Here is a 9,995-nt window from a genome sequence, read left to right as displayed (position 1 = left end):
CACCCCATAATGTCAACGCTTGAATCTTCAATATCCTACTTCAACAATTAAGTGCAGTCGACTTTTGACATTCTGTGCAGTCGCCTTCTGAAAATGACAATTTGGCGGCAAAACGGTCTTTTCGGCTGGTGAGTTTCAGCCGCCAGTGCCCTTTTCGCGTTTTCCCCCAATAGCAGGTAAACCCCAGAAAATTAAACGTGGGCAGGCGTTTTCCTGACTGATTGGCTCTCATTGCCGCTATGTGACCCGCAGGAATTAATTGCGATTTGTCACTGTGTAATTCCAGTCCATATTTATTCAGTCTTTTCGGTAGCACCTGATAGAAACGTTTGGCTTCGCTGGGATACTGGAAGGTGAATACCATGTCATCGGCATACCTCACCATCTCTGCCCGCCCGTGAATATGTGAACGGCTGATTTCACCAAACCATTCATCTATTACATGATGCAGGTAGATGTTGGCGAGCACGGGTGACAGGATTGAACCTTGCGGACATCCGCGCACATTGCCGGATGTTTCTTTACCCACTATGACGGGCGCCGTGATTAAGACCTCGATCAATCTGAGGAAACGGCGATCTGATATTTTCTTCCGCAGTAAATTCATCAGCTCATCATGAGGTATCATGTTGAAATACTTTCGGATATCAATTTCCACTACCGCACCATTCCAATTACTGTAGGTTTGTTGTTGTAGTGCCCTTAATGCCGCATGACAATTTAGTCCCGGCCGAAAACCGTAGGTGCAGGGCATAAACAGCGGTTCATAAATCCGGTTAAGGATGTCACTGACCGCAAGCTGGACAAGTTTGTCCTCTGTGCACGAAATAGCCAGTGGTCGCTTACTGCCGTCCTCCTTCGGAATTTCGGTGATCCGGGCGGCTTTCGGATGATATGTTCCCCTGCGTATCCGCTGGATGAGGTTTTGAATATTCTCCTCAAGGTGTTCACCGTAAGCCGCTTTTGTCATGCGATCAATACCCACAGCTTTACTCCCGTCCAGCCGCCGGAATTGCCCTTTCAGCATGTCACTGTTCAACAGATGTCCCAAATTATTGAACACTAATTGTTTGTTACCTGCTGATTTCTCGCCTATACGCTCAAGTTTAGTTAACCATGATAATCCGTCGTTGCTGTGTACGGACATTGTTGCCCTCTTACGTTCGATCTGTCTGCCAGCCCTTCGCTCCACGGTCATTACCCGCTTCAACGCTACTATGGCTGACTCCGACTTCCTGATATTCATTTCTCAGGCCTTGTGTTTGGCACTTGTGCCCGAAATACTCATTCCATTGAGAAATGTCAGGATCTCCTGGGTTCCGCACTGTTCTCTACAAACTCGCCGACGCCTGCGGCTCCGGTGTGTGCGGCTGAATGGATGATTGCCAGTGTGACCATTCAGATGCTGCTGCCTGCTAGCTGAACGAAACTATCGGCACACACGATTAAATGTATTTCGGAGCTATCACGTTCACCTTTTGGTTTCGGCTCGAGTGTTTCGCTGTCTACGCTTCGTCTCCTTTGTTACCGCCGGAAACGCAAGACTCGCTACGTAGTGGTCTGGCTAACTCCCTTTCTACGACGGGACTTTCACCCGCAAGAATAGTGCAGCTTTGCCCAGCGCACCGCTCATTACATTCTCCATTTTCCTTTGGCGAGAAAGATGCCTACTATAGCCTTTCTCAGAAATTGCATTCATTAGTTCAATAAGAATGAAACCGTGGAGAATTATTCCACGGTAATCACCATCAGATATTCATGGGAGGGGGTGGGACGGGAACCATAGGAGGGACTGGCGGCCAACTTACCAGAGAAATAAAAAAGTTAGAGAATTGAATTGGACCACTATAATCATTAAAGGCAACATTATAGACTGTTCCATAAGTTGGACTTTCCGGATTAGGTGTTATTATGTTTTCAGCCCATGTATTATCAAGACGGGGGCTTTGTAGGCAATCCACTGTACATATTAGATTTCCAGGTGCTCCATCATAAGCAAATGAACCAGCAACTCCATAGTCAGGAGACTGATAATTCCAAGTGGTGAAAGGCCTTCCAGTAGAACTGTCTTTTAACTGTACGAAATAATAATATGGAGATACTCTTTGAAAGAAAAACGACACACGTGCACCATTCTCTATAGCCGGAAATAAAAGTGTCTGCATTGCCATAGTTAAAATTCTCCCATAGTATGATTTATATTACCAACAAGATTGTTAATTGTCACCTGTATAATACAACGCCCAAATTTTTGGCCTTTTAGATTTATTTTAAACTCTCCATATTCGTTTGTAATCATTGAATATCTAGTATCAGGATTTGAACCAATTTCAGGAACGTCAATGATATTAACTGGTTGAATTAATTTATACTGAAAATCAGTATTTTTAATTAATTCATTCTTTTGTTTATCGTAAACTTGAATTGTTAGGATTTCATATTCATAACCGACTGGTTCATATCCAGTTATCACTAGAGCAGCTTCAAGAGATGTCTGCGGAGTCTGCGGAGAGGCTGAGTAATTAATTGAGACAGGAGTACTACCAGATTTAGTCTCCATATATAATAAATCAGTAACAATGTAGAAAACATTATAACTTCCGAGAGGAATTTCAGAAAAAGGAATAGTTATTTGGTATGTTAAATCATCGATATTTTCGTCTGTAATGAAAAATGGTATTGAGAATATACCTGAAGTCAGATAAACAATTATTTTATATCCAACCCGAAATTTTTCATGTCTATTGATTATAACTACTAGTTTTTTTTGATCTAGTTCTGATTCATCAATAATATTATTACGGCTTTGTGGTAAACTCGGAGGGATGAGCACTTCATCCATTATTATATTATTCACTGACATATTAGAATTTCCCATATAAAGAATAATATTTCTTAACAGTCATCTATTCTGGTTAAAGTGCAACAGTACCAAAGCTTCTGGTATAAAGTTTCGATTTTTGGGCCGGAGCAAGGCGGCTATAGACAATTGTGATTAGCCCTACATCGTAATCATCTGCAACAGCATACCCAATTAACTTGTCAGCAGTTAGCTGAAACTTAAAATAGCCATTGGATATTTCATTCTTATTAACAATATGATTTGGAAGAACCGTAATCGGCAGCGGACGATTTTTCTCCGGTAGAGTATCAATGCAACGTGAAATATAGGCGGTAATTGTTATCTTATCACCGGCGGCTATAGTATGGTCGTAATCGTTAGGGTCAGATGGCAATCTGATTTCAAGGCCTTTTTTCTGACCGATGCTATAGAGATTAATTGGATCATATAGACTAATAAATTGCCCGTCTTGATCGTATACCTCGGGTTCAACTAGAGTTCTGTTTTCATCATTAGAACTCGGGCCATTAATACCACCGTTATCATAATTTATGAAATGAAGGTTGGATCTTGCTGGAAAGCCTGTTTCGGGAAGAGCAATATAACTTATATGATTATCCCCCGAGTACAAGTCGCTATAAGGAGCTTCAAATTTATAAAATTCATCGTTATTATTTGTTATCTGCGCGATGAAAAGTTCTTGCTTAAAGAGATTCGTTTTGTCATCTGTCACAAAACCAATAATAAAATCACCTCTTTTGGCACCTTTGTAGGCTGGTATCATGAACGTAAAATTATCTGTATGCGCTGGCCTAGTTAAAGTAGAAGAATACATAGATTCTTCAATCTTTGGTGGTAAAAGATTGTCGGACTCTTGAGTTAGCTCTGTCGTAACAAATATGACTTGTTGTTGAACACCTTCTTCATCATTTAATACTACATCAAGTTCAACAAATTTATGTACATCTTGAGTTGCATAAATTTTTAGATTCACGGCCTCGGTTGAGGTTTTCTTAATCAGATAATAATAATAACTATTCTCTTTGTCTATATGGTAAGGTAATATTTCCTCATGGCTACTCTCTATATATATTCGCAGGGGCGCTGTTACTCTAAGCGGAATTTCATAGTTTGAAATTGGGCCACTTTTTCTTACTGTTGGATTGATAGATGCCGAAATAAATGGATTGTTACTAGTAGGTCCAATGCCCTTTAATCCAATCGGATTTGGGTCGTACAAATAAACCGATGCGCCTCTCAGTATACATGTCTCTAGTATAAAGTCTGGATTATCATCAATGTCATAAGTAGCTGTTAATTTGGGATGATCTTCTGTATTAATAGTGAAGTCGATGTTACAAGTTTTAGTGTTTTTGTCAGCCATAAATATTAAAGTTTGGGAAAAAACTCCCTGAGAAACTAGACCGGGCATTATACTTAATAATGTCGCTCCCGTTGATTTAGTCACTTTAGCTGTTGTAATACCCGGAATCATACCTGTTTCACCAACTATCTTTACATTGACACTAAATGGTTGGCCTTTGATAACCTTTGTATTATTGTCAGGAGTTATTGTAAGTGTTGTCATTACATCACCTCTTAAAAGAGTTAGATTAATTTCAGATGAAATATATACCGTATAAATATAATCAACATTTTAAATTGGAAATTAATGTCTATTTTAGAAAAGGTTTTTTTAGCTTTGTAATTACACATTACACTTAATTAAATTAATAATCAACATTTAAACAGAGGAAATGATGATAATAAAAAAATAGGTGATTTATTAAAAAATAACTTTATTGTTGTAAATGTTTTTTCCTAAAATTTTTTTAGGCTAAAGTTATTTTTTTAAATATAAAATTCACCATAAAAATATAAGTTATGTATTAAATGGTTAACCTCAGCTTTGTTTAAAAATAGCGATCTCATTATCCCGTAGATTCAAGCTCGGTTTTTTAGGCTGGAATGTATAAGAAATAAGACCGGCAGCAACCTCCAATAAAAGGTCATGTATTCAATCCGCTGATGCTCGTGTGTAATCGCTATTTTTTCGGGAAAATTAAATGGCAACCATTGAAATCAAGTGTCGATTTTGTCAACAGACTGAATTTGTCAAAAAACACTGTAAAGGCGATGCGAGCCATCAACGTTACCGTGTTGTTTATCCTGCAAACGAACCTTTCAATTTGAATACGCCTATAAAGCATGCCAGACAGGCATAAAAGAACAACTTGTTGATCTCGCCATAAATAATGCCGGTATCCGTGATACCGCACGGGTATTACATATCAGCATTAATGTTGTCGTTCACGCTTTAAAAAACTCAACCCACGGGCTGTCACTACAATATTCCAGTGGTGGAAAAAACCGACTCGCTGGCATAACGAAACGGGGTGATGGTTATATCCGTAAGTTGTTGGTTCAGGGCGCCAGAGCCGTGATTTACCATATAAACCGAAGACATGATAACTATGGTGAGTGGATAAAAAACTAATACAGCGCCGTCCGGTAAATATTGTGGCTATCGCGCTGGAAAATAAGATTGCCAGAATATCATGAATGATATTAACGGGTGAAGAAAAGTTCAGAGTGACACCATAATCACAAAGGAATGAAATTTATTTTAGCTGTATTGATCTTGCTAATTGCGCAGGAAAAGTGAGATGGAAGATCGGTCAAACCGACACCTGCAAAATCTGATATATCCGACGACCAAGAATGAATAAAGGTCTGAAGGCCGATAAGGAGCAGGTGTGCATATATCCATCATGGCTCAGCAGAAAATAACCTGCAAACACAGAAGCCGAATGTACGAACGCAGTTATGACCGTCATTCAACGAACTTATCTTGCACATAAGCGGGAGTTCATGTACGGATACACGTAAGCTACCTTGTTCTTTTGTCTGAAAAGCTCTCTTGCAATACTGGGGAAGACCATATATTAAGCTCAGGTTAATCACCATGTCATCCTTAGCCCAATTTTTGCACTCACCTTATAACTGTCTGCAAAATTATTGAGGCTGGTGTTGACCGAAGTCTGACCATAAATGAAAGAATTTCCATCATTCCAATTATAGGAACCACCGACACCTGTCTCAGCCCAAGTTCGGTCATTTCCTCCGTGGAAGGCAACATTTTCAACATCAACAGCGTCATTACGCCCCAAAATTTCCTGACGGATATTGAAAAGGCCGTAAATATTAGTGGCTTTTTCATTCTTGCCCTGATCATCTCCCCACTTTTGGCTGTAGTCTATCGTCGCACCCATACGCAATTTCATATTTCTGCTTTGATCAAAACGGACTTTGGTTCCAAACGTGTCATGGAAATCATTCATATCGATGGAAGAATAAGCCAACTGCGCCTGCGGAGTCAGTGACCATTTTGGGGTCAAGTCAAACCGTCGCCCAGTTTCCAGACCCAATGCATATCCCAGTGCGGATTTACTATTACCCAGATGCTGACCCGCGGTCTGTGAATCCAGATCATTGTTAAAGTAGGTAAGCTGAGTTAAGCCATCCAAATAAAACCCATTATTGCCGTACCACGTACTTGTCGCACCTATCGTGTAACCATTCCCACGAATTTTACCTTCACCATGTTCAGAGCCTACATTTGCATTAATCTTCGAATATTGCAGGTAACCACCACCAACTACTGAACCGTGGTCATTTTCATAAAAGCGTCCGTCTATGCCAACTTGAGCACGCGCCATGTTATAAGTGATATTCCCAGCACCAGATGTGGTAACACGTGGCGATAACTTGCCATAAGCGGCTGTCATGCGCCCCCATGCGCCATTGGACAACGGGTTTTTGTTATCGTTTGTGCTACCCTCGTCAGTAGTGGTTCTGAAACCCTTCACACCACGCAGTCTATCCTCACGCCCGTCGACCCGTTCATGCAAAGACTCAGGCATATTCAGAGTCTGTAAAACCCGGCCATAAGCCTCGTAAACGCTAACACCAGCATGATAGAGCCGCGCCGGAGGTATAGGATCTGAATTGGGTTTTGGCTCGGGTTTTGGATTGGTCAGCGATGAACGCAGATACCAGTTTCCATCCGAATTATCAATGCCATTCTTATGAAGACGGTAAGCATAGGCGCCGGCCACAACGGCGGGCTCTCCCTTATAACTATAGTCACCAACCAAACTGAAAGTTCCGTCCGACGTGCCTTTCACATCAACAACCTTGATGCCTTCATTCGTCGGCGCACCCGCTCCACCGACATTTTTGATAACGAGATGAGTTGTGCCGGATGTGCTGCCGTTCACCACAAGTCTGTCAGTTTTTGAATTATCGCCTTCCAACACGGTCGATAAATTCACCGTACCGTTATTGCCGCTGTAGTTACCCGCAATCGCCAGTGTACGCCCCACGTCTTTGTCATCTCCACCAACCAAGACTGTGCCACTATTATTCAGAGCGGAAACCGTCGCATTAAACCCACCTATATCAAGCGTACCATACTGTCCGATTGTATATGACGAAGCGGCACTGAAAGCCCCTTCTGCTCCTTGGTGAAGTGTTCCCTTGTGTACTTCTGTTATACCTGTATAGTGGTTAGCGCCTGTCAGAACGGTAGTACCGCTACCAGCCTGCCCCAATTGTCCTTGCCCTTTCAGGGCACCGGAAAATGTCACTTGATCGGCACGGTTGAAAACCAGTTTCGTTCCGGCCTCACTCTCAACTAATCCGGCAAGGGTTCCACTGTTATGCCCGTCACCGATCTGTAAGGTGCCATGACGAATTACCGTGCCGCCCGAATGCGTATTTGTGCCGGTAAGTGCCAGCGTGCCTTTACCGTTTTGAGCCAGCCTTCCCTCGCCGGTGATATTGCCGCCGAACGCCACCGCATCGGGACGGTCAAAGGCCAGCGTCCCTTTGCTGCCCGTGGCCACATCGCCGGTGATACTCCCTTTAGTGCCGCCGTCACCGACCTGGAGAACACCCCGCGTTACTTTCGTACCGCCCGTGTAATCATTCTTACCGTTCAGAACCAACGTACCGTCATCCGTTGTCTCAAGTGTAGCCGAACCAGTCAGGCTTGACTCAATCGTGGCAACCCTACCGGCTGTTGACATATTACCCGTCCCAACGCGAATTTTAGCACTGCCTGTTTTATCATTTTCTAAGGTCAGAGAATTGCCGGTGATTTTATAACCATCAGCGCTAAACTGCATGCCATTTACAGTGACATTGCCCCCACTATTATCTACCTGCACCGTTCCTGCGGTTCCTGAGAAAATGGCAAACTGGTCAGTACTTTTCCAACTGGCATTGGAAGTTCCTGTTTTTGACGTCCAGTTATCATTTCCACCGACCTGCCAAATACCATCACCCCCATCAATGGCATTATTGTTGTGTTTACTGGTGTCACTACCATCCCAGTAATTCAGGAGCATACCGCCAGTATTGATGAGATGAACTTCATGGTTTCTATTTGTACCGAGAGAGAGTGAGTCCGGTTTTCCGCCAGTGAGCGTCATTCCGTTATCGGTTAAGGAGCCGCCATAATGGAATATATCGTATTCACCTGCTGCTAACCCACCAAGATCCGTGACATTAAGCGTTCCTGCCAATGTCAGATCACCACGGACATTAAATAATGCAGACGCGGATGCATCCTCTGCCCCAAGCGAAATATCCACATTGGCGCCGCTACTGAGAATAAGATCTTTGCTAAATGTCAGAGTATCGCCTTGTTTGCCTGTAAGGTGACCGCCGCTTTCGATTGTTGTCGTGCCGCCAATGATGCCTGTGCCATTAACACTCCCCCCATTTTTAACATTGAAGGTCGAGGTTGTTGTGCCTAGCTGGCCATCAATGACAAGAGTTCCCTTTTCAACACGCGTTGATCCTGTAAAAGCCGAGGAATCCGAACTTAGCCTCGTTACACCAGCACCCATCTTCTCGAGATGACCATTTCCAGAAATAACACCATCAAAGTTGCTTGTTCCATTCAGATTGAGCGCCAAAGTGCCTTTGTTTACAATATCGCTCTTGGCAAGATTTCCAGTCATACCACCATTACCGAGTTGTAACGTTGCACCATTGCCAATGGTAGTCTGACCCGAGTAGGTACTGTCACTGGTTACGATCGCCTTGCCACCTGTGATCTCCAGAGCGCCTGTCCCACTAATCTCACCATCCAATGTAGCTACACTGTCCTTTGCACCATGAATAATCACTGTCCCTTGATTGTTAATCCCCGCAAGAGAAAGTTGACCAATTTTAGCTCCATCACCGAATCTCAGTGATCCTGATTTCACAGTGATTGGCTTGCCGGTTTTGATATTACCGGTCAACGTCAGGGCATTAGCACCCATTTGAGAAATAGAGCCGTTTCCATCAATATCAATGGCAAAGTCAGTAATAGGATTGGTATGAGAAAAAGCCAGTATTCCGTTCCGCCCGAGCGTAACTTTGGATGTCTTATCAATGCTTCCTGTTGTTCCACTATCGCCTAGTTGCAACGTCCCAGATTCAACGCTTGTTTCACCACTAAAGGTATTTGCTGCTGTCAAAATGGTTGTGCCAATACCGGTTTTGTGAATATTGCCTATTCCGCTGATAATATGGTTATATGTTTCTTTTCCAGCTTGGTTGAAATGAAGCATTCCATCATTTGTTATATCACCAGAAATACGTCCTCCATCACCTAGATAAAATTCGCTTCCCTTTAATAAGGTGATTTTATCCACTTTCATATGATGAGTATAATTTCTCAATTTAGTTCCATTGCCATCAATAGTTACAACGGAATCTTTTGTTCCAGTCACATCGCCATCCAGAATAGCTTTGGGACCGGAAAGATAAAGTTTGTCTTTGCCAAGAGCCACATTACCCGTAATTGTGCCTAAATTGTGGATACCGTTAGTAATCGTGCCTGAATTGTGAATACCGTTGGTAATCGAACCAGAATTGTAAATACCATCGGAAATGGTGCCCATATTATTTATAAGTTGATCAGATAAACTATCTGCATTGGTGTTATAATCGGTAATCAGATGACTTATTGCCTGTTCTTATGAAATCGAATATCACACTGTCTGAACCAGAACGTATTACATTACAACAACTTGCTTTGAACCACATACATCGGGACATCCGTACGCGAGGAACGGGGTTACTCATGCTTGCCAGA

6 protein-coding genes and 3 pseudogenes are annotated in these 9,995 nt (G+C 42.5%); 2 read left to right on the top strand and 7 right to left on the bottom strand.

Annotation, left to right across the window (positions count from 1 at the left end; all coding sequences use genetic code 11):
* Positions 1 to 97: 97 nt before the first annotated feature.
* The 6 genes and pseudogenes from Xentx_RS17405 to Xentx_RS20270 form a co-directional block, all read right to left on the bottom strand.
* A pseudogene (locus Xentx_RS17405) lies at positions 98 to 1,147 on the bottom strand (reverse transcriptase domain-containing protein); the annotation flags it as partial.
* A 10-nt stretch (positions 1,148 to 1,157) separates the two neighbouring features.
* On the bottom strand, positions 1,158 to 1,325 hold the full coding sequence (locus Xentx_RS19265) for a hypothetical protein (protein WP_167366783.1): 168 nt from the start codon (positions 1,323 to 1,325) through the stop codon (positions 1,158 to 1,160).
* Positions 1,326 to 1,748: 423 nt separating this feature from the next.
* Positions 1,749 to 2,171 (bottom strand): hypothetical protein, encoded by a 423-nt coding sequence (locus Xentx_RS17390; protein ID WP_074021773.1) that lies wholly within the window; start codon positions 2,169 to 2,171, stop codon positions 1,749 to 1,751.
* A 2-nt stretch (positions 2,172 to 2,173) separates the two neighbouring features.
* On the bottom strand, positions 2,174 to 2,863 hold the full coding sequence (locus tag Xentx_RS17385; RefSeq protein WP_074021772.1) for a hypothetical protein: 690 nt from the start codon (positions 2,861 to 2,863) through the stop codon (positions 2,174 to 2,176).
* A 52-nt stretch (positions 2,864 to 2,915) separates the two neighbouring features.
* Positions 2,916 to 4,430: a hypothetical protein gene (locus Xentx_RS17380; protein WP_074021771.1), complete on the bottom strand. Its 1,515-nt coding sequence runs from the start codon at positions 4,428 to 4,430 to the stop codon at positions 2,916 to 2,918.
* A 315-nt stretch (positions 4,431 to 4,745) separates the two neighbouring features.
* Positions 4,746 to 4,847, bottom strand: a pseudogene (locus tag Xentx_RS20270) (IS982 family transposase); the annotation flags it as partial.
* A 61-nt stretch (positions 4,848 to 4,908) separates the two neighbouring features.
* Between Xentx_RS20270 and Xentx_RS19715 the strand changes: the two are divergent.
* Positions 4,909 to 5,194, top strand: a pseudogene (locus tag Xentx_RS19715) (IS1-like element transposase); the annotation flags it as partial.
* On the top strand, positions 5,181 to 5,339 hold the full coding sequence (locus Xentx_RS20265; protein ID WP_422645862.1) for a transposase: 159 nt from the start codon (positions 5,181 to 5,183) through the stop codon (positions 5,337 to 5,339). The pseudogene Xentx_RS19715 and the gene Xentx_RS20265, both read left to right, overlap by 14 nt.
* Before the next feature lie 463 nt (positions 5,340 to 5,802).
* Here the strand turns inward: Xentx_RS20265 and Xentx_RS17360 are convergent, their stop codons facing one another.
* Positions 5,803 to 9,801 (bottom strand): autotransporter outer membrane beta-barrel domain-containing protein, encoded by a 3,999-nt coding sequence (locus Xentx_RS17360; protein WP_074021770.1) that lies wholly within the window; start codon positions 9,799 to 9,801, stop codon positions 5,803 to 5,805.
* Positions 9,802 to 9,995 lie beyond the last annotated feature (194 nt).

Origin of the sequence: Xenorhabdus thuongxuanensis, assembly GCF_001908095.1 — a bacterium.
Lineage (GTDB): Bacteria > Pseudomonadota > Gammaproteobacteria > Enterobacterales > Enterobacteriaceae > Xenorhabdus > Xenorhabdus thuongxuanensis.
This window is presented reverse-complemented; position numbering and strand designations above follow the sequence as displayed.